We start from the raw sequence: 23,126 nt of genomic DNA, 5'->3' as shown, positions 1-23,126 counted from the left end.
TCCTGCGCCTGCACGCGTGAGCGTGCTGGAGCAATCATGATCTTATTCCCGGATTTTCACCATGAAACGTTTGTTCCTGGTGGTTGCCCTGCCGCTTTTTGCGGGCGGATGCGCAGCCACCTTACCTGAAGTCGTCATATCGACCGACAGCCCCGACACTCTCTCCAGCGTCAGGCCCATTCCGTATCAAAATCCGATCGGAGCTTACACGCACCGCGTTCCCGTCGATCCGAAACCCTGGCGTGGCCTGAACGATGCACAGGCGCCAGCGAAGGGAGGCGCGTGATGATCCCACGTCCTGTCAGATTGATATCCTCCCTCCTGTTTCCGCTCATCGCGGCAGGCTGCGTTACGACTGATTATGCCGCCAAGGATGCGGGCTTTGCCGATGCAACGCTAAAAACCGCCGAAGCAACCGGCAAACAGACTGTCTGGGTGCAGAACCAGCAGCAGGCGCAGGTGGTGCGCGACCGTGTCAAAACGCTGATGGCCAAAAAGACCATCGATGTCGAAACCGCCGTTCAGGTCGCCTTGCTGAACAATAAGGGGCTGCAGGCATCCTATGCGGATCTTGGAGACAGCGCTGCCGACGCCTGGCAGACGCAACTTTCCGTCTTTCCCACCTTTTCCGTCAGCTTAAACGGCATCGGAACGCCCGGGCTCGCCATGTATCGCGTCCTCGAAGGGGCCGTCACCGCCAATATTCTCGCCTTGGCGACCTATGACAAGAATATCAGACTGGCGGATACGCGCTTCCGCCAGGCTCAGGTCAATGCGGCGATCGCCACCGTATCGCTTGCCGCTGAAACCCGTCGGGCATGGATCAACGCCGTGGCCGCTTGGGAAAACGTCGCCTATCTCAACCAGGCGAAGGTCGCAGCCGACGCCTCTTCGGAACTTGCGAAAAAGATCGGTGAAGCGGGATCGATGCCCAAGGCCAATCAGGCCCGTGAGCATGTTTTCTATGCCGAGCTGACGGGAGAAACGGCAAAGGCGCGACTGGCAGCAAAACTCGCCAAGGAAGAGCTGATCCGGTTGATGGGACTTTCCGGCATGGACGCCGAGTTCCAGATCCCGAACCGGCTTCCTTCCTTGCCGAAGACCCTGATAGCGCGCAACGATATCGAAGCGGAAGCAATTCACAAACGCATGGATTTGCAGGTCGCCCGCCTCGAATTGCAGGCAACCGCGCAATCCTATCGCCTGGAAGACGCCACCCGCATCGTCACCGATATCGAGTTGGCCGGAAACTGGGAGAAGGAACGCGAACGCGAGGACGGTGCCACCCGTTCGGACATTGCAAGAACCGGCTCACTGTCCTTCACGATCCCGATTTTCGATTCCGGGCAGGCGCGTCTGCGCAAGGGCGAACTCGCCTATATGCGCGCGGCCAACCAGCTGGCCGGGCTGGCCGTCGACATCCGTTCGCAGGCCCGTTCCGCCCATCTGGCCTACAGGTCGAATTACGACATTGCGCGCCACTACCGCAACAATGTCCTGCCCCTGCGCAGCGCGATCGAGGAGCAATCACTGCTGTCCTATAACGGCATGATTACCAGCACCTTCGAACTGATCGCCGATACCCGCGAAAAAATCGAATCCACCATCCTCGCAGTCAACGCCAAGCGCGACTTCTGGTTGGCCGAAGCCAACCTTGCCCCCGTCATCTATGGCGGAAGCACGGGCAGTGCTGCGGCCGAAACTGAAGTCGCGTCGGCTGAAGCGCCGGCAGGCGGCGGTCATTGAGAAAGGAAACGGGAATGTTCAGCAGAAGACAATTGCTTGGAGCAGGTGCGGCCGGTGCCGCGCTCGTATCCTCCAAAACCTGGGCGCAGACGTCCAATATGGGCCTGCCGGAGGCAGCCAGCATGGAAGGTGCTGCGACCCAGACACCCACCCGCCCCTCAACCGGCCCGGACTACAATCCGGTCGTCACCCTCAATGGGTGGACCCTGCCCTTCCGGATGAACAACGGCGTCAAGGAATTCCATCTCGTCGCCGAACCGGTGGAACGCGAGATGGCCGAGGGCATGACCGCCTATCTGTGGGGTTACAACGGCCAGTCTCCCGGCCCAACCATCGAGGCCGTGGAAGGTGACCGGGTGCGTATCTTCGTCACCAACAAATTGCCCGAACATACGACGGTTCACTGGCACGGCATGATCCTGCCTTCGGGCATGGACGGTGTCGGCGGCCTGTCGCAGCCGCATATCCCGGTCGGCAAAACCTTCGTTTACGAGTTCGATCTCGTGAAATCCGGCACCTTCATGTACCACCCGCATTCCGATGAGATGGTGCAGATGGCCATGGGGATGATGGGCTTCTTCGTCGTCCATCCCAAGGACCCGGCGTTCATGCCGGTGGACCGGGACTTCGTGTTCCTGCTCAGCGCCTTCGACATCGACCCGGGAACTTACGTGCCCCGTGTCATGGAGATGACCGATTTCAATCTCTGGACCTGGAACAGCCGGATCTTTCCCGGCATCGATCCGCTGGTCGTGTCGAAAAACGACAGGGTGCGGGTGCGCGTCGGGAACCTCACCATGACCAACCACCCAATCCACATGCATGGTTACGACTTCGAGGTTACCTGCACTGACGGTGGCTGGGTACGGCCGGAAGCGCGGTGGCCGGAAGTCAGCATCGACATTCCCGTGGGCGCGATGCGCGCTTACGAGTTCGACGCCAAATATGAGGGCGACTGGGCGATCCATTGCCACAAGTCGCACCACACCATGAACGCCATGGGTCACGAAATCCCGACATTCATCGGTGTCGATAAAAAGGAAGTCGCCAAGAAAATCCGGCAGATCCGCCCCGAATACATGCCGATGGGCACCGCCGGCATGGCTGACATGGCGGAAATGTCGATGGAGATACCCGAAAACACCGTGCCCATGATGACCGGCTGGGGTCCCCACGGCCCCATCGAAATGGGCGGCATGTTCTCGGTGGTGAAGGTCCGCGAAGGTATCTCCGCGGGCGATTACGCCGATCCGGGCTGGTATGAAAACCCGCCCGGCACACAGGCCTTTGAGTGGACGGGCAACCTGCCCGACGCACCCAAAGCCAAAGATGCAAACACGCAGCCCCCATCGGCCCATTCGAACCATGGCTGATCATCAACATTCCCAAACAAAAAAGGAAAGCATCATGAACACTGCAATTCTTGGCCTTGTGCTGGCAGCACTTGCGACCCCCGCTCTGGCGGCCGGCAGCCACGCCGGCGGACACAGTGAAACCATGGCCGTCGGTGAGCCCGGCGACGCCACGAAAGTCACCCAGACCATCCGCGTCAGCATGAAAGAAACGCCGGATGGCAAGATGATCTTCACGCCCAACAACTTCAAGGTCCGCAAGGACCAGACCATCCGCTTCACCGTCAAGAACGAAGGCGAGCTCGATCATGAATTCGTTCTCGATGAAGAAGCAAAGGTCATGGAACACAAGGGGCTGATGGAAAAATTCCCCGAGATGGAACATGCCGATCCGAACGCCATCCGTCTGGCGCCCGGCAAGACGGGGGAAATCGTCTGGAGGTTCACCAATGACGGCGTCTTCAAGGTCGCCTGCCTTGTGCCCGGACATTACGACGCCGGCATGCACGGCGATGTCACCGTTGCCAAAAAGTAAGCAAACAAGGAAACCAACCCATGAAAACAATCATCAACACCACCCTCGCCACAGCCCTCTTTCTCGCCTCTGCCGCCGGCGCCTTCGCGCAGGAATTCACCTCCGGCACGGTGAAGAAACTCGATACCAAGGCCAAAAAGGTTACGCTTATCCATGAGGAGCTGAAAAACCTGGAGATGCCGGCAATGACCATGGTCTTCGAGGTCAAGGACGAAGCAATGCTGGCGAAATTGCAGGAAGGCGCCAAGGTGCAATTCGTCGCCGAACGGGTGAACGGCAAGCTGACCGTGACGCAGCTGAAATAACAGCAGCGGAATCTGCAAGGACCAGCGCGCACCCCTATCGGCAAAACCGGTGGGGGTGCGCCTCATTCGCCTGCGACGCGCTAGTCGCAGGCAGGTTTTCGCACCGGGCCGAAGACCACGAAGCTGATGGCGGCAAGCAGCCAGACGCTGATGCCGGCATACAGCATGACCAGACCGAAGCCATCCGCCAGCGCCTGATGGACGAGCACCTCCGATACGCCCTGCGCCGACGATCCGGCAGTTCCCGCAGCAACCTTTTCAGCGAGCAACTGCAACGTGTTCATATTCGTGCCGGACGGCAGGTTCGCCTGAAGCGAAGAGCGGACGCCCTCAACCAGAATGAAGCCCATGATCGGAATGTTGATGGCGAGCGAGATCATGCGCGCACTCATGTCTATGCCCGATGCCATGCCGGAACGCGCCGGCGGCACCGCACCCGTGGTCGTGTTGGTGACTGGCGTATTGGTCAAGCCGAGCCCGATGCCGGAAAGAATGCAGCCGGGCAGCATGGTAAGCCAGTTCGCATTTTCGATGCCGCTGCCCAATTTCATCAGCATGAAACCGAGACCGATGGTGAACAGCCCGGCCGGTATGACAAGGCTTGGCTGATAACGCAGGGACAGACGCTCTGCCAGCGGCGGCATCACCAGCGCCGGCAGCGTGTAGGCAAGCAGGCCAAGACCGGCGGTGACGCTGTCATAGCCGAGACCCGCCTGAAACCAGATCGGCAGATAGATCATGAAGGGCCAGAAGCTGATGTTCATTGCCGCCGAACCAATGATGGCCCCGGAAAACGGCCGGATGCGGAACACGGAAAAATCGAACATCGGCCTTGGCGTGAGCTTTTCCACGATAAGAAAGGCAATGAAGCTCGCGATGGACCCAGCAAGGATCAAAAGCGCGGCCTGACTGGCAAAGCCGAGCTCAGGGCCTTGGGTGATAAAAAAGGCAAGGAGGAACACGGCCAGCGACAGCGTGGCGATACCGGCAAGATCAAGACGGGTCGCTTCCGGATCAAGCGATTCCCGCACGCCGCCCACCGCGAGCAGCAAGGTGCCCACGCTGAGCGCCACATGAACGAGGAACACCCATTCCCAGCTCCACAGCGCGACGATGGCTCCGCCGATGATCGGGCCAAAGCCCAGCCCTACGCCGGAGACGATGCCCCACCAGCCGAATGCCATGCCGCGCTCGCTGGCCATTCGGAACTGGTGCGACAGGATGGCGATCTGGCACACCAGCATCGCACCGCCGCTCAGTCCCTGAAGGAAACGTGCCGCAATCAGCACCACCACATTTTCCGTCATTCCGCAGGCGAGAGACGAAAGCGCAAAAGCGGCAATACTGGCAATGAAGACACGCTTGCGGCCGAAGCGGTCGGCCAGCGCACCTGTCGCCATCAACACCACCGTCACGCCGATCGTATAGGCATTCATGATCCACTGAAGCTGCCGGAAATCCGCATGCAGCACCTGTTCGAGTGTCGGCAGGATCGCCGGAACGCTGGAAATCTCCAGTCCGAACATCAGGGCGGAAAGACAGACGGCAGCCAGCGCCATGGCGCTTCTGCTGCCTGCTTGTGCAGTAACGGCAAGGGTCATTCTTCAACCTTTCAAGGGTCGGATCGCCAAAGCGAAATCCGGTCTGCGAGATTGGACGCAACCTAGCCAAAGCTTGACCATAACTGAATTGGATGATTGGCTATTTCAGAGACAACAAATTGGAATTACCGATATGCGCACGCTGGATGTGGATGCCGTCGAGGCTTTTGTCACCATCGCCGATATGCAGAGCTTCACCCGCGCTGCCGAAGCGCTGGGAACCACGCAGGGCGCCATCAGCGTCAAGCTCAAACGGCTGGAAGACCGGCTCGGCCAACGGCTGCTCGAACGCACGCCCCGTTCGGTGCGGCTGTCGGCGCAAGGTGCGGTATTTCTCGCCCCCGCCCGCGAATTCCTCGCCGCGCATGATCGTGCCCTCGCCGGCCTTTCATCTCCGCGTCGCCGCTTCGGCCTTGGCATTGCCGCCCATGTTGCCGGGCCAGAGGTGCCGACCCTTCTGGCCCGGCTCAATGCCCATGATCCCGGACTGACGATCGAAGTGCGCATGGACAATTCCCGTGTGCTGCTGGACGCCTTCGACCGTGGCGAAATCGACGCTGCGATCATCCGGCGTGAAGACGACCGGCGCGACGGCGAGGTGCTGGGGCCGGAGCATCTCGGCTGGTACGCCGCTCCGCAATTCGAACACCGTCAGGGTGAACCCCTGCGACTGGCAGCACTTTCACCCGCCTGCGGCGTGCGCGACATCGCCGCCCGCGCGCTGGATTCGGCCGCCATCGCCTGGACGGAGGTGTTTCTTGGCGGCACCTCGTCGATGGTTACGGCCGCGGTCTCGGCCGGTCTTGCCATTTCCGCCTTTTCCTGCCGTCTTGCACCGCCCGGCACGATCGAGGTCAGCCAGCGCTTCGGCCTGCCGTCTCTGCCCTCCACCGAGGTCGTGATGTTCTCCACCCTCACCGACAGCAGATCCCGCGAGGCGCTGCGCACGCTTGCCGCCGCATTCCGGGAGCATCGGCCGGGGTCGTAAGGAATGAGAATTGCCGGACAGACGGGACGCTGGATTTGCCTTGCCGACCCACCCTTCCGGCGTTATAGAAGAAATGTCGAAAAAGGCACGACTTGGTGTGGTCTAGCCCAAGTCCTTTCGGAAACGAAAGCTCTGTCCATGCCCCGCGCATGAGTCCCACGACGAACAACGACGCTTTCAAGGCGTCCAATTGTTCGTCCGTGTGGTTGTCAAAACGACGAGCCGCTCCGGTCGAACGACCAAAGGAGCATCTCATGTCAAATATCCCTCAGATTTACGATGTCGTGATTGTCGGCGCCGGTCCCGTTGGGCTGTTTCTCGCCTGTGAGCTGCGGCTGGCAAAGCTCTCGGTGCTGGTCCTTGAGCAGGCCAGCGACCCTTCCTCGCCGCTCAAAAAACTTCCCTTCGGCATGCGCGGTCTTTCCGCACCCACCGTCGAAAGTTTCCATCGCCGGGGCCTGCTGGAGGACATAGCCGAAAATCAGCCGAAGAAAGAACAGCCAGACGGCAGCCATGGACTGACCGCGCACTGGATGCACCAGCAGCGCCGGCCAGGCGGCCATTTCGCCGGTATCCAGTTCTTTCACGACAACATCGATACGTCCAAATGGCCGTATCGCCTACCGGATTCGACGCCGGTTACCTTGGCCTCCAGCATGGAAGAGATCGAAGCCGTTCTGGAGAAACGCGCAACCGCCATGGGGGCCGAAATCAGGCGGGGCGCCGGCGTTGATGGTTTCGAACAGTCGGATGAGGCCGTGACCATTCGCGCCGGTGGCCAGATATTTCACGCACGGTGGCTCGTTGGCTGCGATGGCGGCCGCAGCACGGTGCGCAAGGCGGGCGGTTTCGATTTCGTCGGCACAGCTCCTGAATTTACCGGCTATTCCGTTGAGATCGAAATGGCGGATCCTGAAAAACTCGCTCCGGGCCGCCACTACACGTCGACCGGCATGTATACCTATCAAAAGCCCGGAACCATCGCGATGGTCGATTTCGACGGCGGCCGGTTTCACCGAACCCAGCCGATGACAACGGAGCATGTGCAGACTGTCCTGCGGCATGTCTCCGGCACCGACGTCACGGTTACTGGCCTCAGACTTGCAACGACATGGACGGATCGCGCCTATCAGGCCACGACCTATCGCAACGGCCGGATATTGCTGGCAGGCGATGCCGCGCATATCCACTCCCCGCTTGGCGGGCAGGGACTTAATCTCGGGCTTGGCGATGCGATCAATCTTGGCTGGAAACTTGCAGCGACGATCCGTGGCGATGCGCCGGACGGATTGCTGGACACCTATACCAGCGAGCGGCACCCGGTGGGAGCACAGGTCCTCGACTGGTCGCGCGCCCAGGTCGCTCTCACGCGCCCAAGCCGGAGCACGAGGGCGCTGGAGGCCATCATCCGCGACCTCATCGAGACCCGCGATGGTGCGACATATTTCGCCGAGCGTGTATGGGGTGTTTCCCTTCGTTATGAGCTTGGCGACCAACACCCACTTTTCGGCCGCAGCGTTCCGGATTTCATACTGACCGATGGAAGGAAGACCGGCGAACTTCTGAGAGAGGGAAAAGCTCTGCTGTTGGACTTTGGCGCGAATGCATCGCTCGAAGCGTTGACTGGCCGCTGGAACGGGCGGGTTTCCTATGTCGCAGGCAACGCCATGGATGAGCTCGGATTGAGCGCCTTGCTGATACGTCCTGATGGCATCGTCGCCTGGGCCACGGCGTCCATTCCTGACAGGGAGGAACTTATAGAAGCCGCTGACCGATGGTTCGGCGCGGCTTAAAGTACAGCTGAAGCGGGAAATCAGCTTATGTCAGGTTGAAAAATTCGCACCACCTCCTTGAAAGCACCAATGAAGTGCTTTATCTATTTCGCATGAGCACGAAACTTTTGTCCAACGTCGTTCTGGCACTCAATCTTTCGAAGGAAGACCGGTCTTCCCTCGAAGAAACGCTGCTTGCCTATCGGCGTGCGATGGCGATCCTCGATCAGACCGAAGGCGCCAACCTCGTAGCGCTGCATGCGGCCGCCTACGAGGAAATCAGGGTCAAGACAGGTCTTCCCTCCCGCATGGTGACGCTGGCTTTGCGCGACCACAGCCAGCGTGATCCGCAGGAACCGGTGCGCGACATCCCGCTCGACAGCAAGCTGTTTTCGGTGAAGGGGCCGGACAGCCTCAGCATCGCCACCCTCTCGGGCCGCGTCGTCGTGCCCTATACCGTTCGTGGCTATCACGACGGCTGGAATGACTTTTCAGAAGCGCGTCTCGTTTTTGAAGGCGAAACCATCAGCATCCATGCCGGCATAAAAACCGGCTTCCAACCGAACAGGGAGGCTTCGATGAACAATGAAGGTATTCTCGGGCGGCTCGGGCGTGTCATCGCCGGTGTCATGAACAACGCCGTCGATGCGGCGGAGGCATCCAATCCGGTTGCCGTCGCGCAGCAGGCGGTGCGGGAAATTGCAAAGATCGCCGAGGAAGCCCGCTCCGCCCTCGGCGTGGCGGTTGCCGCAGGCCATCGTCTGAAGGCCAAGGCCGCCGATCTCGATGAGGAAATTCAGGACCTCGACGACAAGATCAGGATCGGGCTGGAGAACGGTCGCGAGGATCTGGCCCGAGCCGCAACCGGGTTGCAGATCGATCTGGAAGCGCAGCGTGAAGCGCTGAACAAGGCGATCCTTGAGAATGCCGCCGAAATTGCCGAAGCGGAAACAACCTTGCGCAGCATCGCTTCCGCAAAAGCGGATGCGCAAAAGCGGCTCGAAGACGCCAAGCGCGCCGAACGCGCCACACCGGCGGCGGTCGATGCAACCCCGTCGCAGCGCAATGATCGGCGCCTGGCCGAAGCGCTCGAAGCCATCGAAAGGGTGACCGGCACCCCCGCCAAGCCAAATACCGGAGCAGCGGAGGTGGAAGAACTTGGTCGCATGCAGCGCCAGAGCGCCATCGAAGCACGGCTCAAGGCTTTCCGTGAGGGACAACGCTGATGGAGGGCATTGTCCAGCCAGGCACAGCGCCCTTCTGGATCGCCCTCTTGACGGTCGCCGGCCTTGGCATCGTTGAACTCGTCTCGGTCCTGCTCGGCGTGTCGGCCTCGGGACTGCTGGACGACAGTTTCAGCCACCATGCGCCCGGCGATACCGAAGCGGGATTACTTGGCAGCTGGATGTCCTGGCTCAATGCCGGCGGCGTGCCGCTTCTGGTTCTCGCGGTCATTCTGCTTTCGGCCTTTTCCGTCACCGGTTTCTTCATTCAGGGGCTGGCTTCCGCAACGCTTCTAGGGCCATTGCCGCTTTCCGTGGCCGTGACCGGCGCCATTGCCGCCGCCATTCCGGCCACGCGGTCGCTTAGCCGTGCGGTTGCGAAGATCATTCCGCGCGATGAAACCAACGCGCTCGAGCAGGCCGACTTTCTGGGGCTTGTCGGCACGGTCACCATCGGGCCTCTCGATCAGGGCAAGCCCGGCACCGTGCGGGTCAAGGACCGGCATGACAATATTCACTTCCTGCGCGCACAGGCCGCATCCGGTCACACGATCGATACGGGTGCGCAGGTACTGATCGTCGATGGGGCGGATGGCCTTTTCCAGGCCATCCCCGCACCGCCGGATCTGGAAAATTCATAATAGCGGGCACAACAGGGGTTAACTCACCATGGACTTCTTTTCTTTGAGCCTGATTGCCGGGGTCATCGTCACAGCAATCGTCGTCATCGGCATCATCATGGCATCGCTTTATACGCGTTCGACGCGCGATAAAGCCTATGTCAGAACCGGCCTTGGCGGCAAAAAAGTCGTTCTCGACGGCGGCGCGATCATTCTGCCGATCTTCCATTCCTATTCCTGGGTCTCGCTCAGCACATTGCGGCTGGAGGTGAAGAGGTCCGAATTTGAATCGTTGATCACCAAGGATCGCATGCGCGCCGATATCACCGCCGAATTTTACGTGCGCGTGAAGCCGGACGCCGAAAATATCGCACTCGCTGCCCAGACACTCGGCGACCGGACAAATGATGCCGATGCGCTGAAATCCCTAGTCGAAGCGAAATTTGTCGACGGTTTGCGCTCGGTTGCCGCAACCATGTCGCTGCGCGACCTGCAGGAACAGCGCGCCGAATTCGTCAAATCCGTGCAGGCGGCCGTCGCGCATGACCTGCAATCCAACGGACTGGAACTGGAATCGGTGTCGCTGACGCGGCTCGACCAGACCGACATCAAGCATTTCAACCCCAACAACACCTTCGATGCCGAAGGCCTGACGGCACTGACGCGGATCACCGAGGAGCGCAAACGCGAGCGCAACCAGATCGTCCGCGACAACGAAGTCGAAATCGCCACCAAGGACCGCGAGGCAGTCCTGCGTCGCCTGACGATCGAACGCGAACAGCGCGATGCGGAACTGACGCAGGAACGCGATATCGCCAACAAGACTGCGGAAACCCGTGCAGAGGCGGCACGCGCCGAACAGGCCGCACGCCTGAACGAGGAGACCGCCAAGCTCGATACCGAACGCGGCATTGCCGAGCGGGACGCGGAAGCCCGTCAGGCCCGCGAAACCGCCCGCATCGAGGCCGAGCGCGGCATTGCTGAGCGCGAGGCGGAAGCCCGCAAGATCACCGAAACCGCCCGGATCGAAGCAGCAATCGCCGTTGCCCAGAAGGTGGAGCAGGAACAGGCTGCACGTGCCAAGGCGGATGAAGCCAAGGCAGCGGCCATTACCGCCGAAGAGCAGGTGGCAACCGCCCGCGAAGTGGAAATCGCCGAACGCGCCAAACGCATCGCCGTGATCGACGCCCGCAAGGCTGCCGAACAGGAAGCGACGGCGATCACCGTGAAGGCGGAAGCGGAGCGCGAAGCTGCGGAGAACCTCGCCGCCGCCGCCAAGATCGGTGCCGACGCCGAGGCACAGGCCGCAAAAATCCGCGCCGAAGGCATCATCGCGCTTGGCGATGCGGAGGCGCAGGCGGAGCGGGCGAAGAACGATGCACGCAACGCACTTTCCGGCGACATCATCGAATTCGAACTTGCCCGCGCAAGGATCGCCATCATCCCCGAGGCGCTGGCCGAAGCGATGAAACCCATCGAGAAGATTTCCGACATCCGCATCTTCAGCGCCGGCAATCTGGCCGGTGCGCTCGGCGGCGGCAGCGACGGCCAAAGCGGCAATGGCCTGGGCGATCTTTCAAGCCAGCTGCTGAGCTTTACTGCGCAGAAGCCAGTTCTAGACGAAATCCTTGCACAGGCAGGCTTCAAGGGGGCGGACCCGACACAGGCCCTTCTCGCAGCTTCGATCACGAATGGCACGGGCCGGCCAACGTCGGAAAAGCAGCCACGTAAAGAGACGTAAGGAGGCCCCGGCACTCCTTCCGGCCGGCACTCCCGGCAATGACATCAAGCGCGGTCAATCTGACGATGGCCGCGCTTTTTCTGTTCTAGAGACATTCTCCGCGAGACCTGCCATGCGCATCGAAAGGAATGCGCATTAATCTTCCGGTGTTCGCTATAAATTAGCCGGCATTCAATTCACCTCGAGCAGTTTTCCGTGCCTGCAATCCGACGATGAGTGCAGCACTCAATCCCACCAGCGGCACAGTCACCTGCCACATCACTCAATCACCTCACCTCGCATCAGAAACTTCGCAAGCGCGACGGTCGAAACGAAGCCGAGAATTGCGAGTATCAGAATGAAAGGAAGATAAAGGGCGTTTCCGGTTTTGATCGCCAGCACCAGCACCTGCAATATTCCAATATTGTAGATCGTATCGATTGCCATGACACGATCCTGCACTCTCGGCCCCTTGATCAGGCGATATGCGGCGAATGCCATGGCAAGCAGAAGCATCCCCTGGGCAAGGGTGGTGGACCAGTAAATAATATCTGCGATCAACATCAACGGCACCGTTCAACAGGGTCGCGCCGAAGAAAAAATACCGGTCTGTTCAGGGCAATTATGAGAGATCATGGCCTTGCTCCACGTGTTCTTTAGACACGGGGCCGTCCCCATTTGATCCGGATGGCGCAGGTCGTCCTGCACGACTGCGTGCTATCACCAATGGCGCTTATCATCAAGGCGGCGGCCCGACTGCGCCATTGCTTTCAGGAGCCCTGCTATGCTATCGCTGACATCAACAGCTTGACAGAGCTTCGTTCGGGACGACCCGAATGCGACAGATTGCCGGGGACGACCCCAGATAGAGGTCGCCTGCAATGTCTGACAAATCTCCATCCTTTCTCCGCACTCCCTGGCCGAAACTCGTCGTGGCCTGGCTGGTCGTCGCCGTTTTCCATCTGTCCGGCCAGTCATGGCTTTCGCCTGATATGACGCCAGCCATTGCCATCTCGTGCTTTCTCGTGCTCTTCGCCACAATCCTGATGGCGGCTTTCGGGGTCGTGAAAGAGGCCGATGAACTAGCCCATCAACTGGGTGAACCCTACGGAACGCTCATTCTCACGCTGTCGATCGTTGCAATCGAAGTGATCCTGATTGCGGCGGTGATGCTGGGGCCGAATGAGGCCCCGACAATCGGAAGAGATTCCATATTCGCGGTGATGATGATCATCCTCAACCTCGTGACAGGTATCTGCCTTCTGGCGGGCGCAATGCGTTATGGCGAGCAGGAATATAATGCGCCCGGCGCTGTTTCTTTCATTGCAATGACGGTCGTTCTGGCCGGCGTCGCGCTTCTTGTGCCGAACACGCTCCCCGCAGGCAATGGCACGTTTACCGCTCTCCAGGCCATCGTCATCTCCCTCGTGACCGTGATTGTCTACGGCAGTTTCCTCGCCCTCCAGATGGGCCGTTACCGCAGCCACTTCATGCAGCCCGCACCGGGCCGGATGTCGATCAGGCTGACAGAACCCCTCACGCGTCAGGCTCCAGATCATCCGACGGACGGTCATGCCAGCAAAAAGAACATCGTTCATTCGATGTTTCTGATCGGATTGATGCTGCCGATCGTGCTGCTCGCACACGACCTCGCCATCGTCATTGATTACGGCGTTGCGCAGGCTGGCGCTCCGGTGGCCGTTGGCGGCGTTCTTATTGCGATCATCGTCTTTACGCCCGAATCGATCACGGCCGTAAAGGCCGCGTTGCACAACGAGACACAACGGGCAATCAATCTGTGCCTCGGCGCATTTGTTTCAACTGTCGGGCTCACGGTCCCGGCGGTCCTGACGGTCGGCCTCGTCACCGGCAAAACAGTGATCTTCGGAATTTCGCCCACCGAAACCATCCTGTTTGCCCTGACGGTTGCGCTGACAACCCTGACCTATCTGGGGAGACGAACCTCGGCAGCGCAGGGACTGTTGCATCTGATGCTGTTCGTCATCTTTGGTCTCCTGTTGTTTACGACCTGAGACCACGGCATCGCGGGACGGCCCGCGCGCTTCAAACCAAACGGGGACGGCCCCATGATCGCGAGATTCATGATGTGGAACGCGCCGCGGATGCTCTATCGGGACATTTCTGAAACGGTCGCACAAAGTGCAAATCAACGCTCGCCAGGCTGGGTGACGCGGATTTCAGCGGCCTTGATCTTCGTTCTCGTCGCCAACCATCTGGTCCGGTTTTCCCGCGCCGATGCGTTTGCCCGAAAACGATTGCCACCTGCCACCGATTTGGCTAGAAAGCCCTCGCGCGGGACGACCCGTGCCTTGAAACGTTCCGGGGACGGCCCTGACTCTCAATCTTGGGATCAGAATGGCCGATATACCCAACACCCTCCCTATTTCTGACTTTCCACCACACGCACGGTCTTCCTGCGTCCGGCACAGCCGTGACTTCGAACACCGGCGCATCCCCGTCATTGTCGCAATTTAGTGAAGGACCTGTCATGGCCGGCCCCATCGATCAATTCGAAGTCAAACCTCTCGTTGAAATTACAGTCGGGGATATCGACCTCAGCTTCACCAATGCTTCGGCATACATGTTTCTCACCGTCACACTGGCGAGTTCATTCCTGCTTCTGGCAACCGGCAAAGCCCGTCTCGTGCCCGGCCGCTGGCAATCGAGCGTGGAGATGCTTTACCAGTTCGTCGCCAAGACCCTGCGTGACAATGCCGGCGAACAGGGGATGCGGTTCTTCCCCTTCGTGTTCTCGCTTTTCATGTTCATCCTGTTCGCGAACATGATCGGTATGTTTCCTTATGCCTTTACAGTAACGAGCCAGATCATCGTCACCTTCGGCCTCGCCATGATGGTGTTCGGCACCGTCACGCTCTATGGCCTGTTCAAACACGGCATTGGTTTTTTCGGCCTGTTCAAACCCGCAGGAATCCCGGCAATCCTGGCTCCCATCATCGTGCCGATTGAAATCATCTCCTATATTTCGCGCCCCGTCAGCCATTCCGTCCGCCTGTTTGCGGTCATGCTTGCGGGCCATATCACCCTGAAGGTCTTTGCAGGGTTTGTCGTCTCCCTCGCCAGCGTCAATGCGCTGGGGGTAATCGGCGCCATCGCGCCGCTCTTCATGACGGTCGCGATCACGGCTCTCGAATTCCTGATGGCCGGCATTCAGGCCTATGTATTCACTATGCTCACCTGCATGTATCTTAACGACGCACTGCATCCGGGACACTGAAACATCAGCGGCGTGCCGAACGTCCTTGTCCGCAAGGCCCGCAAAAGGGACGTCAGGCGCGCTGACGTTCCCCGGAAGGCCGGTGTCTGCATTCAAGGATCAAACGCAGAAGCCCGCCGGCACGCAAAATGGCGATTTCCCCGCTTCTGCCGGAAGATCGCTGATCCCGTAGCTGACGCCATTTACCTCGCCGATCCAGGAGCGCCTCGACGGCAGGAATGTCGACTGGATGGAACCTGTCACCGATACTCAGCACGGCGGCTGATCCGGACGGAGCAAGTCTCATCACCCCGACATGCGGCAGCCCAATTTCATATGGCTGTCGCCTATGCCGCCAAGAATGCCCATCGCGCCTCCTACGAGCGGCTTCTCAATCAGGGCCAGCATATGCTACGTCTCCAGTTCGAATATCTGGAACGAACCGGCGACGGCAATCTTTTGACGGACGAGCATGAACCGATGCTGAAAGCAATCCGGGCGAAGAATGTCGAGCTGGCCGATGAACTGGTCCATGCCGACCTCAGGCAGTTTCAGGACAATTTCATCGCCTTCCTGTGTGAAAACTACACGACCGACATATCCTTCGGTCCGTCTGCAGCCGCGGAGTCATCATGTCCCTTTCTCAGAAAATTGGTTTTATCGGAACCGGAGCGATCACCGACGCGATGGTGCGGGGCTTGCTCCTGAAGCCTGCGGCCGTGCCGCATGTCATGGTGTCAGCGCGCAACGCGGACATCTCGGCCGGGCTCGCTGCCGATTTTCGGCAGGTGATTGTTTCTGACGAGAATCAGGCTATCGTCGACGGTTGCAATACCGTCGTGCTGGCAATTCGGCCGCAGATCGCCGAAGACGTCATCCGCCCGCTGCGATTCCGGAATGGGCAGAAGGTCATCAGCGTCGTTGCCGCAACCAGCCGCGAAGTGCTTTTCGACTGGATCGGCGCGGATGTCAGCCTAACGCAGGCGATTCCCCTGCCGTTCGTCGCACGGCGCAGGGGTGTCACGGCCATCTATCCGCCAGATGCCAATACATCGGAAATTTTTAACAGTCTTGGCAATGCGGTCGAATGCGAGACAAAGGCGGAATACGATCTTCTCGCCGCCGCTAGTGCCCTGATGGCCACCTATTTCGGCATCATGCAGCATACGACCGAATGGCTGGCCGAAAACGGCCTGCCGGACGAAAAGGGTCGCGCCTATCTCGCCCCGCTCTTCGCCGGTCTTTCCGAAGTTGCACAGCTTGCCGACAAGGACACCAGCTTCCTTGATCTCAGCGGTGAATTTGCCACCAAAGGCGGGCTAAACGAGCAGGTTTTGCAGGATTTTGACCGTAGTGGCGGCTCCAGCGCGCTGAAGGGAGCGTTGAGCCGTGTCTTTGAGCGGATCACAAAATAGCCCGCGGCGGTGCATGACAAGGCCCGCGATAAACAGACCAACTGCCCGCGCAGATGGCGATGCTGGATTAGTGCCGATACTTACGGAAGATGCCCGATCCCGGCGCTCGTCTTACGCAGCAACTTCTCCACCATCGCAAGCAGAGAATTGAGTGGCCGGTCGTCACGGTAAAAGGGAACGTCTGCGCGAACACGCCGGTAGAGGGCGTGGGTGCCGGGCGCCATAACGGCTTCTCCCGGCTGCATGTCATAGGCCTGCGTCGCACACATGATCTCAATCGAAAGAATGGTTTCCAGATTGGCGATGATGGAAAGCGCCTTGTCGGCCGCCGGCGTGGCGTGAGTGAGAATATCCTCCTGCAAGGCGGAGGTAATGCCGCCATCCAGACTGGCTGGCGCGGCCAGCCGCCGGTTTTCGGCCACCAGCGCCGCCGCCGTATATTGGATGATCATGAAACCGGAACAGACACCGCTGCCTTCCGCCAGAAAGGCCGGCAGGCCGCTGACCAGCGGGTTGACGAGACGGTCGATCCGACGCTCCGCAATGCTTGCCAGTTCTGCAGCTGCTACGGCCAGACTATCCATGGCAAGCCCCAATGCCGCGCCAACCGCATGGGCCTGCGAATGCACCTGCGGCATATCAGGCGAACCGGTAACCACCGGATTGTCCGTAACACTTGCCAGTTCGCGATTCACCACTTCGCCGATCTGAGCGACGCTGTCGCGAATGGCGCCGTGGATTTGCGGCACGGCGCGAAGACTGAGCGGATCCTGCGTGCGCGACCCAGCCGAGCGAGCCAAGAGGGGACTATCCGCCAGCAGATGGCGGAGATTGTTTCCAACGGTCTGAAGCCCCGGGGATGTGCGCAGAGCAAGCGGCACCGCCGAGAAAGGATCGGGCTGCGCGCCCAGATTTTCATAACTCATTGCTGCGGCCGCATCCGCCCAATCCAGCAGATTTTCCATATGCGACAGCGCCAGACAGGCAAGTCCGGTGGCGCAGGGCGTTCCGTTTACGAGGCTCAGCCCTTCCTTGGCCAGAGGCACAAGCGGAGAGAGACCGACCGCTGCCAGCGCCTGCCCGCCGGAAAGCCTTTCACCATCACGCACCGCCTCGCCTTCGCCGATCAATACCAACCCGATTGCCGCGGCATGGGTGAGATATCCGACCGAGCCGCGTGAGGGAATGACGGGCAAAACATCCGCATTCAAAAGGGCCAGCAGCGCCTCGACGGTTTCCACACGGATGCCGGAAAAACCATGGGCGAAATTGACAATCTGCGCGGCCATGATGGCACGTGTCTGCTCCCGCCCCAGCGGCTCTCCGACCCCGCAGGAATGGCTGAGCAGGATGTTTCGCGACAGGGCCTGTTGCCGATCCCTGTCCACGATCACATCGCACAGGGCACCGACACCGGTATTGATGCCGTAGCCGCGCACGCCTTTTGACACCAGCGCCTCGACAATGTCACGCGCCGCAGCGATACGCTTCCACGCGGCATCGGCAAGCTGCAGTCGTGCACCTTTTGCCACCATGGCGACATCCCGCCACGAGATGCCCTGATCGATGATAACGGTCTCAATCATGGTGGGCGACCGCCGCACCGGTGCGGCGCTGCACGAAGCGGGCGACATAATCATTGGCGGGGCGATTGAGAATATCGTCCGGCGTTCCGACCTGCACCAGTTTCCCGTCCTTCAGAATCGCGATCTGCGCACCGATCCGCAGCGCCTCATCAAGATCATGCGTGATGAAGACGATGGTTTTCGAGAGATTCTTCTCCAGTTGCAGAAGCTGATCCTGCATATCGGCGCGGATCAGCGGATCGAGAGCGGAAAATGCCTCATCCATCAGAATAACGTCGGTATCGGCAGCGAGAGCCCGCGCAAGGCCGACACGCTGCTTCATGCCGCCGGACAGTTGATGGGGCATCTTGTTTTCATAGCCGGCAAGCCCGACGGTCTCGATCCATTGCATGCCGATCGGGTTTGCTTCCGCCTTTGAGAGGCCGCGTACACGCTGGCCATAAACGACATTCTGCATAACCGTGCGGTGTGGCATGAGGCCGAAATTCTGGAACACCATGCTGACACGGCGATTGCGGAAGTCGCGCAGGTCCTTGGCGCTCAGATCAAGCACATTGCTGCCGCCAACCAGGATTTCACCGCTCGTCGGTTCGATCAGACGGTTGATATGGCGCACAAGCGTCGATTTTCCGGAACCCGACAATCCCATGATGACGAAGATGCGGCTGCCGGCAATATCGAGGCTGACATCATCGAGGCCGACGCTGCAACCGGTCTTGGCCAATATTTCAGCCTTGTCGGCACCGTCCTTCGTCATGGCGAGCGCGGCTTTCCAGTTACCGCCGAAAATTTTGGAAACGTTACGGATTGCGATATCAGTCATCGCCGCGCTCCTTCCGGCTGGATTGGCCGAAGCCCTGCGTAATACGGTCGAGGACGATGGCGAGAATGACGATGCCGAGACCCGCCTCGAGGCCCTTTCCGACATCCAGTGTCTGAATCCCGTTCAGGACCTGTTCGCCCAGACCACGCGCGCCGATCATCGAAGCGACCACCACCATGGAAAGAGCCATCATGATCGTCTGGTTCAGACCGGCCATGATTGTGGGTGTGGCCAGCGGCAGTTCGACCCCGAACAGGATCTGCGACGGGCTGCTGCCGAAAGCGGTTGCCGCCTCCACCACTTCGCGATCCACCTGGCGGATGCCGAGATCGGTCAGGCGGATCAGCGGTGGTACGGCATAGATGATGGTCGCGAGCACTGCCGGGACCTTGCCAAGACCGAAAAGCATGATTGCCGGGATCAGATAAACGAAACTCGGCATCGTCTGCATGACGTCAAGGACAGGCAGCGTGATACGCCGCATGATCTGGCTCTTTGCGAGCCAGATGCCGACCGGGACACCGATGATAATAGAAATCAGGCTGGCGATGAGCATCAGCGCCAGCGTCTGCATTGTCAGGTCCCAAAGGCCGAGGGCGCCGACGACCAGCAGCATGACCCCGACCATGACGACAAGCGAAATCTTGCGCGCAGCAAACCATGCCACCACCAGAAAGGCAAGCAGGACCAGCCACCATGGCAGGCCGCGCAATATCCATTCCATGAACAGGATAACCTGCAGAATGGTCTGCGAAATCGCCTTGAACACGAAGCCGTAATTGACGACCAGCGACTGGACGAACTCGTTGATCGGGCCACGAATGGAAATATGAAAAGTTTCAGGAAACATCGGGTGGCGTCCTCGCACTTTGCCGTCTTCCGTCCCCGACGGTCACGGCTCTGACGGGAAAAGAAAAAGCCGCATGCCAATCCGGCATGCGGCCACGTGATTGCTACTTGATCGCGGCTTCGATGCGGGTCTTGGCCTCCGGCGACACCCATGCGCCCCAGATATCGCCCTTGGTCTTCAGGAAGCGCGTCGCTGCGGCTACCGCATCGGCCTTTTCGTCAACCATGTAAGCGAGGCTGGAATTGACCTCCTCGAGCGGGAAGGTCGCCTTGCCGAGGATTTCGATGATATCCGGCGCAGCCTTGGCGAAGTCGCTGTTGACGCCATAAGCAACCTCAACCGCCGGGAAAGCGCATCCCGCCTCCCGCTTGCCATCGGCGCTTGTCAGGTCCTTCCAGCAGGCTTCGGTGTAGGCCGGCTCGGAAAGCTGCACGAGCTTGTATTTGCCCATGATTGCGGTCGGGCTCCAGTAATAGAACAGCAGCGGTTCGCCCTGAAGATAGGCGGCGCTGATCCCCGCATCCAGCGCCGTGCCCGTGCCGGGGCGGAAGTTCACGTAGGTCGTGTCGAGCTTGTAGGCCTGAAGCTTGGCGGTATTGACACCCTCACAGGTCCAGCCCGATGGGCAATTGAGAAAACGCCCCTTGGACGGCTCTTCGGGATCCTGAAAGAGGGCGGCGATCTTCGGATCGGAAAGCTGCTCGACACTTTTCAGGTCGGGGGCCTTTGCCTCTATGCCCTTTGTGGCGTCGCCCTTGATCAGATATTCAGGAACGAACCAGCCTTCGGAGGCGCCCACGAAGGTCTTGCCGACCGAGGTAACCTGTCCTGCGGCAGCGGCCTTGTTCCAGACGTCGGACCGGCCGATCCATTCCTCGGCGAAAATCTGAACGTCGTTATTGGCCGTGGCCTGTTCCAGGGTCACCGAATTGCCGGGAATGGAATCAACCTTGCAATCATATCCCTTCGACAGAATGGCCTTCATGACTTCGGTGACGAAGGCGCCGCTTTCCCAGTCGATGCCGGCGAAAGTAACGGTCTTCCCCTCGCCGCAATAGCTGGCTGCATGGGCCGACCCCAAGGGCAACGCCGCAAACAGGGCAGTGGCGGCAAGCGCGAATTTAAATTTTGCATTCAACATCTTATTCCCCTTTTTGATTGATGGTTGGCATGTTGTCGGCACAAATTCATGCGGTGCCGGCGCAGGATCTCCCTGAAAATATGATGAAGGAATATTGACCTTTCGTCGGGTCAGCAGGATCGTTCGCAGCAGGCCCTAACAAGACACCTATTCCCTGCCGGCAACGAAAGTAACTTCCCTTAAGTTCACTATACAACTTTGATGAAACAGCTTGGGTGATAGAGAATGGCAGCAAGCCGGAACGGCATTGGAAGAGCGACTGGAGAGCCGGCATCGTCCGAACCCTGAACGCGGCCAATCCAGCCGTCTCGCGCCGAAACCTATGCGGTCGTCTGCAAACAATCGGAACCATAAACGGTTCATAACCACGCATTCACAGCCCTTTCTCCCGATATCGGCAAGCCAGCCTGCATTCTCCTTTCGGAGCCGGTCGGCACGCGGACATCCTCACCTCAACCACTCACGAGAAAAATGCGCCTGCAAAAGATCGATTTTTCAACTCCCCATCGATGCTTCACAAGTTGTATATGTAACTTTGCATGGTTTTAGGAGACAAGCAAGTGCAAAGATGATATTTTGCATGCGTCCGTAATGCTGGTTATATTTTAGGCAATCTGCCGATTTTTAGGGAGTTTAAATGCCGTTCGTGATCGAAAGCGACCTTGCTACATCCAGCGAGTATCCTTCTTTACCGCTCTATGAGCGTGTGAAAACGCAAATCAAGGCGAAGATCGCGAGCGGCGAATGGCCCCTCCACCACCGGGTCCCTTCCGAAAACGAGATGGTGGAGATGCTGGGCGTCAGCCGGATGACGGCAAACCGCGCCCTGCGGGAACTTGCGACCGAAGGTGTCATCGTACGTGTTCAGGGACGCGGTTCATTTGTCGCATCGAAAAAAAGAAGCGCCGCCATGATGGGTGTGCGAAACATCGCCGACGAGATCAAGGAACGAGGCTCTTCCCACCAGGCGAGCCTGATCCTGGCGCAGACCGAGGTATGCGGTCCCGATCTTGCCTCGGCGCTGGAGATCGACGTTGGTGCCAAGATTTTCCATTCGATCATCGTTCATCACGAAGACGACGTGCCGATCCAGCTGGAAGACCGTTTCGTGAATGCAGCGGTTGCCCCGGACTATTTACAGCAGGATTTCAGCTCCATGACCCCGAATGCCTATCTGACGGCATTGGCGCCAATTTCCCGAACCGAACAGTTCATCGAAGCCGCAGCGCCCCAGCCATGGGAATGCAAATTGCTGGCGATCGGCCGGCACGAGCCCTGCCTGCAGGTTCGGCGGCGGACCTGGTCTTCCAGCCGCGCGGTAACATCGGTACGGTTATTATATCCCGGAAGCCGCTATCGACTCGAAAGTCAGGAATAAGGGCTGTCAATGTGGCCATTGGCCAAAGGGTCACAATCTGGCGTCTTCATCCAAGTGTGCACCATCACATCGAACCTCGCTGCGAGGAAATTGGCAAGCTACTGATTAGCTAAGTTTTTTCGAGAATTTATCTATTTTCTCATCCGCGAATACCACAGAATTTGCGGTTGTACTTTATGCTGTATTTCATCCTGTAGTTTTCTAGGTCCCGCCGTTAAGGATTTGTTAACCAAATCGAGACGAGTATTAGATTATTCTAATTACCCGCTATTGGGGTGATCCTGCGTTATGACCGAGGAAATCAGCAGCGCAGCCGCTTGGGGAGAGAGCATGAAGTTCGCAACATCAGGCTACCTATTATCACTTGCGGCGTGCGCCCTTGCGCCGTCATCAGGCATGGCGCAGGTCGCCACCTCAAACTTCACGGTACAGATCACCATTCAGGCAGCATGCCAGATAAACTCGGCCGGCAATCTGGATTTCGGCACCAATGGTGTCATCAGCAGCAATATTGACGCGACCAGTCAGGTCGTCGTTCAATGCACCTCCAGCACACCCTTCAGTCTTGGCCTGAGCGCCGGCGCCGGTTCGGGCGCCACTGTCGCCAGCCGTCTGATGACCTCCCCGGCGGGTGCCACCATTGCATACTCGCTCTATACGACTGCGGCACATACCACGGTGTGGGGCAATACCGTGGGGACGGATCGCCAGACAGGAACGGGAACCGGAGCGCCGCAAACATTCACGGTCTATGGGCGCGTACCTGCCCAGACGACACCTGCGGTCGGCGTCTATACCGATACGGTGACGGCCACGCTCAATTACTGATCGCCATA

22 protein-coding genes and 1 pseudogene are annotated in these 23,126 nt (G+C 59.3%); 17 read left to right on the top strand and 6 right to left on the bottom strand.

All coding sequences use genetic code 11. The features are described 5' to 3' along the window. Window positions 1-61 precede the first annotated feature (61 nt). The 5 genes from JZX89_RS19620 to JZX89_RS19600 are packed head-to-tail and all read left to right on the top strand — an operon-like array spanning window position 62 to window position 3,938. Complete coding sequence (locus JZX89_RS19620; protein WP_149901289.1) at window positions 62-286, top strand: hypothetical protein; 225 nt, start codon at window positions 62-64, stop codon at window positions 284-286. Then, window positions 286-1,746: a TolC family protein gene (locus tag JZX89_RS19615; protein ID WP_207135091.1), complete on the top strand. Its 1,461-nt coding sequence runs from the start codon at window positions 286-288 to the stop codon at window positions 1,744-1,746. Before JZX89_RS19620 ends, JZX89_RS19615 begins: the two co-directional genes overlap by 1 nt. A gap of 14 nt (window positions 1,747-1,760) precedes the next feature. After that, complete coding sequence (locus tag JZX89_RS19610) at window positions 1,761-3,119, top strand: multicopper oxidase family protein (RefSeq protein ID WP_207135090.1); 1,359 nt, start codon at window positions 1,761-1,763, stop codon at window positions 3,117-3,119. Window positions 3,120-3,153: 34 nt separating this feature from the next. Next, window positions 3,154-3,633, top strand: a complete 480-nt coding sequence (locus tag JZX89_RS19605) for a cupredoxin domain-containing protein (protein ID WP_153515669.1) — start codon at window positions 3,154-3,156, stop codon at window positions 3,631-3,633. A 20-nt stretch (window positions 3,634-3,653) separates the two neighbouring features. After that, a complete protein-coding gene (locus tag JZX89_RS19600) occupies window positions 3,654-3,938 on the top strand; it encodes a copper-binding protein (RefSeq protein WP_149901293.1) in 285 nt (94 codons plus the stop codon). An 80-nt stretch (window positions 3,939-4,018) separates the two neighbouring features. Here the strand turns inward: JZX89_RS19600 and JZX89_RS19595 are convergent, their stop codons facing one another. After that, complete coding sequence (locus JZX89_RS19595) at window positions 4,019-5,539, bottom strand: MFS transporter (protein WP_207135089.1); 1,521 nt, start codon at window positions 5,537-5,539, stop codon at window positions 4,019-4,021. A 133-nt stretch (window positions 5,540-5,672) separates the two neighbouring features. Between JZX89_RS19595 and JZX89_RS19590 the strand changes: the two genes are divergently transcribed. From JZX89_RS19590 to JZX89_RS19570, 5 genes are all read left to right on the top strand, one after another. Beyond that, on the top strand, window positions 5,673-6,527 hold the full coding sequence (locus JZX89_RS19590; protein WP_207135088.1) for a LysR family transcriptional regulator: 855 nt from the start codon (window positions 5,673-5,675) through the stop codon (window positions 6,525-6,527). Window positions 6,528-6,781: 254 nt separating this feature from the next. Beyond that, entirely contained in the window at window positions 6,782-8,320 is a 1,539-nt protein-coding gene (locus tag JZX89_RS19585) for an FAD-dependent monooxygenase (protein WP_207135087.1), read from the top strand. Window positions 8,321-8,412: 92 nt separating this feature from the next. Continuing rightward, window positions 8,413-9,525 carry a PspA/IM30 family protein gene (locus tag JZX89_RS19580; RefSeq protein WP_149901297.1) on the top strand — a complete coding sequence of 371 codons (1,113 nt, stop codon included), beginning with the start codon at window positions 8,413-8,415 and terminating at the stop codon, window positions 9,523-9,525. After that, the gene (locus JZX89_RS19575; protein WP_207135086.1) at window positions 9,525-10,163 is read left to right on the top strand and encodes an OB-fold-containig protein; all 639 of its coding nucleotides are present in this window, start codon (window positions 9,525-9,527) and stop codon (window positions 10,161-10,163) included. Before JZX89_RS19580 ends, JZX89_RS19575 begins: the two co-directional genes overlap by 1 nt. A 28-nt stretch (window positions 10,164-10,191) precedes the next feature. Then, window positions 10,192-11,883, top strand: a complete 1,692-nt coding sequence (locus JZX89_RS19570; protein ID WP_149901299.1) for a flotillin family protein — start codon at window positions 10,192-10,194, stop codon at window positions 11,881-11,883. Window positions 11,884-12,141: 258 nt separating this feature from the next. Here JZX89_RS19570 and JZX89_RS19565 read toward each other — a convergent pair whose 3' ends face one another. After that, on the bottom strand, window positions 12,142-12,426 hold the full coding sequence (locus tag JZX89_RS19565) for a K+/H+ antiporter subunit F (protein WP_207135085.1): 285 nt from the start codon (window positions 12,424-12,426) through the stop codon (window positions 12,142-12,144). Between the two features lie 317 nt (window positions 12,427-12,743). On the opposite strand from JZX89_RS19565, the gene JZX89_RS19560 reads away from it, so the two are divergent. The 5 genes and pseudogenes from JZX89_RS19560 (at window position 12,744) to JZX89_RS19540 (ending at window position 16,512) form a co-directional block, all read left to right on the top strand. Further along, on the top strand, window positions 12,744-13,895 hold the full coding sequence (locus tag JZX89_RS19560; RefSeq protein WP_210348549.1) for a calcium:cation antiporter: 1,152 nt from the start codon (window positions 12,744-12,746) through the stop codon (window positions 13,893-13,895). A gap of 54 nt (window positions 13,896-13,949) precedes the next feature. Further along, entirely contained in the window at window positions 13,950-14,273 is a 324-nt protein-coding gene (locus JZX89_RS19555; protein ID WP_207135084.1) for a hypothetical protein, read from the top strand. Window positions 14,274-14,371: 98 nt separating this feature from the next. Beyond that, a complete protein-coding gene (locus tag JZX89_RS19550; protein WP_207135083.1) occupies window positions 14,372-15,118 on the top strand; it encodes a F0F1 ATP synthase subunit A in 747 nt (248 codons plus the stop codon). 264 nt (window positions 15,119-15,382) lie between these two features. Further along, window positions 15,383-15,724, top strand: a pseudogene (locus tag JZX89_RS28650) (FCD domain-containing protein); the annotation flags it as partial. A gap of 5 nt (window positions 15,725-15,729) precedes the next feature. Beyond that, window positions 15,730-16,512: a pyrroline-5-carboxylate reductase gene (locus JZX89_RS19540; RefSeq protein ID WP_207135082.1), complete on the top strand. Its 783-nt coding sequence runs from the start codon at window positions 15,730-15,732 to the stop codon at window positions 16,510-16,512. A gap of 80 nt (window positions 16,513-16,592) precedes the next feature. Here the strand turns inward: JZX89_RS19540 and JZX89_RS19535 are convergent, their stop codons facing one another. The 4 genes from JZX89_RS19535 to JZX89_RS19520 all read right to left on the bottom strand — a co-directional run bounded on the left by JZX89_RS19535 (window position 16,593) and on the right by JZX89_RS19520 (window position 20,912). Beyond that, window positions 16,593-18,098, bottom strand: coding sequence for an HAL/PAL/TAL family ammonia-lyase (locus JZX89_RS19535; RefSeq protein WP_207135081.1), 1,506 nt, complete (start codon window positions 18,096-18,098; stop codon window positions 16,593-16,595). After that, entirely contained in the window at window positions 18,091-18,921 is an 831-nt protein-coding gene (locus tag JZX89_RS19530) for a quaternary amine ABC transporter ATP-binding protein (RefSeq protein WP_153515659.1), read from the bottom strand. Before JZX89_RS19530 ends, JZX89_RS19535 begins: the two co-directional genes overlap by 8 nt. Then, the gene (locus JZX89_RS19525; RefSeq protein ID WP_207135080.1) at window positions 18,914-19,771 is read right to left on the bottom strand and encodes an ABC transporter permease; all 858 of its coding nucleotides are present in this window, start codon (window positions 19,769-19,771) and stop codon (window positions 18,914-18,916) included. Before JZX89_RS19525 ends, JZX89_RS19530 begins: the two co-directional genes overlap by 8 nt. Window positions 19,772-19,874: 103 nt before the next feature. Next, on the bottom strand, window positions 19,875-20,912 hold the full coding sequence (locus JZX89_RS19520) for an ABC transporter substrate-binding protein (protein ID WP_149901307.1): 1,038 nt from the start codon (window positions 20,910-20,912) through the stop codon (window positions 19,875-19,877). A gap of 637 nt (window positions 20,913-21,549) precedes the next feature. On the opposite strand from JZX89_RS19520, the gene hutC reads away from it, so the two are divergent. Together hutC and JZX89_RS19510 are read left to right on the top strand one after the other, a co-directional pair. Next, complete coding sequence (gene hutC / locus JZX89_RS19515) at window positions 21,550-22,290, top strand: histidine utilization transcriptional repressor HutC (RefSeq protein WP_149901308.1); 741 nt, start codon at window positions 21,550-21,552, stop codon at window positions 22,288-22,290. A gap of 330 nt (window positions 22,291-22,620) precedes the next feature. Beyond that, entirely contained in the window at window positions 22,621-23,118 is a 498-nt protein-coding gene (locus JZX89_RS19510; protein ID WP_153515797.1) for a Csu type fimbrial protein, read from the top strand. Window positions 23,119-23,126: the final 8 nt, after the last annotated feature.

The sequence above is a fragment of the Agrobacterium burrii genome (assembly GCF_017313405.1).
GTDB classification, from domain to species: domain Bacteria; phylum Pseudomonadota; class Alphaproteobacteria; order Rhizobiales; family Rhizobiaceae; genus Agrobacterium; species Agrobacterium burrii.
Note: the sequence above shows the minus strand (reverse complement) of the source record. Positions and strands in the feature narration are given on the sequence as shown.

What these genes read in the sequence shown, in the direction of transcription:
- JZX89_RS19620 (WP_149901289.1), top strand. Translation starts at nt 62, where the DNA reads ATGAAACGTTTGTTCCTGGTGGTTGCCCTGCCGCTTTTTGCGGGCGGA.
- JZX89_RS19615 (WP_207135091.1), top strand. Translation starts at nt 286, where the DNA reads ATGATCCCACGTCCTGTCAGATTGATATCCTCCCTCCTGTTTCCGCTC.
- JZX89_RS19610 (WP_207135090.1), top strand. Translation starts at nt 1,761, where the DNA reads ATGTTCAGCAGAAGACAATTGCTTGGAGCAGGTGCGGCCGGTGCCGCG.
- JZX89_RS19605 (WP_153515669.1), top strand. Translation starts at nt 3,154, where the DNA reads ATGAACACTGCAATTCTTGGCCTTGTGCTGGCAGCACTTGCGACCCCC.
- JZX89_RS19600 (WP_149901293.1), top strand. Translation starts at nt 3,654, where the DNA reads ATGAAAACAATCATCAACACCACCCTCGCCACAGCCCTCTTTCTCGCC.
- JZX89_RS19595 (WP_207135089.1), bottom strand. Translation starts at nt 5,539, where the DNA reads ATGACCCTTGCCGTTACTGCACAAGCAGGCAGCAGAAGCGCCATGGCG.
- JZX89_RS19590 (WP_207135088.1), top strand. Translation starts at nt 5,673, where the DNA reads ATGCGCACGCTGGATGTGGATGCCGTCGAGGCTTTTGTCACCATCGCC.
- JZX89_RS19585 (WP_207135087.1), top strand. Translation starts at nt 6,782, where the DNA reads ATGTCAAATATCCCTCAGATTTACGATGTCGTGATTGTCGGCGCCGGT.
- JZX89_RS19580 (WP_149901297.1), top strand. Translation starts at nt 8,413, where the DNA reads ATGAGCACGAAACTTTTGTCCAACGTCGTTCTGGCACTCAATCTTTCG.
- JZX89_RS19575 (WP_207135086.1), top strand. Translation starts at nt 9,525, where the DNA reads ATGGAGGGCATTGTCCAGCCAGGCACAGCGCCCTTCTGGATCGCCCTC.
- JZX89_RS19570 (WP_149901299.1), top strand. Translation starts at nt 10,192, where the DNA reads ATGGACTTCTTTTCTTTGAGCCTGATTGCCGGGGTCATCGTCACAGCA.
- JZX89_RS19565 (WP_207135085.1), bottom strand. Translation starts at nt 12,426, where the DNA reads ATGTTGATCGCAGATATTATTTACTGGTCCACCACCCTTGCCCAGGGG.
- JZX89_RS19560 (WP_210348549.1), top strand. Translation starts at nt 12,744, where the DNA reads ATGTCTGACAAATCTCCATCCTTTCTCCGCACTCCCTGGCCGAAACTC.
- JZX89_RS19555 (WP_207135084.1), top strand. Translation starts at nt 13,950, where the DNA reads ATGATCGCGAGATTCATGATGTGGAACGCGCCGCGGATGCTCTATCGG.
- JZX89_RS19550 (WP_207135083.1), top strand. Translation starts at nt 14,372, where the DNA reads ATGGCCGGCCCCATCGATCAATTCGAAGTCAAACCTCTCGTTGAAATT.
- JZX89_RS19540 (WP_207135082.1), top strand. Translation starts at nt 15,730, where the DNA reads ATGTCCCTTTCTCAGAAAATTGGTTTTATCGGAACCGGAGCGATCACC.
- JZX89_RS19535 (WP_207135081.1), bottom strand. Translation starts at nt 18,098, where the DNA reads ATGATTGAGACCGTTATCATCGATCAGGGCATCTCGTGGCGGGATGTC.
- JZX89_RS19530 (WP_153515659.1), bottom strand. Translation starts at nt 18,921, where the DNA reads ATGACTGATATCGCAATCCGTAACGTTTCCAAAATTTTCGGCGGTAAC.
- JZX89_RS19525 (WP_207135080.1), bottom strand. Translation starts at nt 19,771, where the DNA reads ATGTTTCCTGAAACTTTTCATATTTCCATTCGTGGCCCGATCAACGAG.
- JZX89_RS19520 (WP_149901307.1), bottom strand. Translation starts at nt 20,912, where the DNA reads ATGTTGAATGCAAAATTTAAATTCGCGCTTGCCGCCACTGCCCTGTTT.
- hutC (WP_149901308.1), top strand. Translation starts at nt 21,550, where the DNA reads ATGCCGTTCGTGATCGAAAGCGACCTTGCTACATCCAGCGAGTATCCT.
- JZX89_RS19510 (WP_153515797.1), top strand. Translation starts at nt 22,621, where the DNA reads ATGAAGTTCGCAACATCAGGCTACCTATTATCACTTGCGGCGTGCGCC.